Raw genomic sequence first — 541 nt, 5'->3', positions numbered from 1 at the left:
ACTTTGAACCGGATACATAGGTGACACTTCTCTCCCCCTATGCGTCCGCCGCAGCGCCAAGCGGATTGGTTGGCGCGGCGCTGCGGCGGACAAGCTTCATGTGCCGTGTGTCGATGATGCCGAGCGGGTGGGCATGGAATGAGAGTGTCCATTGTCCGTCTTCGGTCTCCAACGCAGCGACCGGTTCGCCCGCCAGCGCTTGCGAGACATATATGAAGCCGCCATTCCATCGGATCTCGCCATTGTGGCGCACGCGGCGGACCGAGGCCTCGGCCGGATAGACGGGCTCGGGTGGTGTCCTGGGCATGGCGCGCTGTGAGGACCGGTAGTGCTGGGCGGGCGTATCCATGCCCAGCGCCTCATGGGGACGTTCCTCATTGTAGCTGTGGCGGAAGGTCTCGAAGGCCTGGCCCTGTGCCGTTCGGTCGGCTTCCGGTGCCTCGGCCATCGGCAGCATGGTCAGGTGAAAGCGCTCGTGACGTCCGTTCTGCTGTGGCCTGCCGGGTGCGATCCGCTCCAAGGTGATGCCGAGCTTGATGAA

General features: G+C 64.1%; 1 protein-coding gene. It reads right to left on the bottom strand.

Going from position 1 to position 541, the window contains the following annotated elements; genetic code table 11:
- Positions 1 to 37: 37 nt before the first annotated feature.
- The coding region (locus tag NKI61_RS32870) for an integrase core domain-containing protein (protein WP_352842434.1) at positions 38 to 541 on the bottom strand (504 nt) is incomplete at its 5' end.

Origin of the sequence: Mesorhizobium sp. M0514 (assembly GCF_040321145.1) — a bacterium.
In the GTDB taxonomy this organism is placed as follows: Bacteria; Pseudomonadota; Alphaproteobacteria; order Rhizobiales; family Rhizobiaceae; genus Mesorhizobium.
Note: the sequence above shows the minus strand (reverse complement) of the source record. Positions and strands in the feature narration are given on the sequence as shown.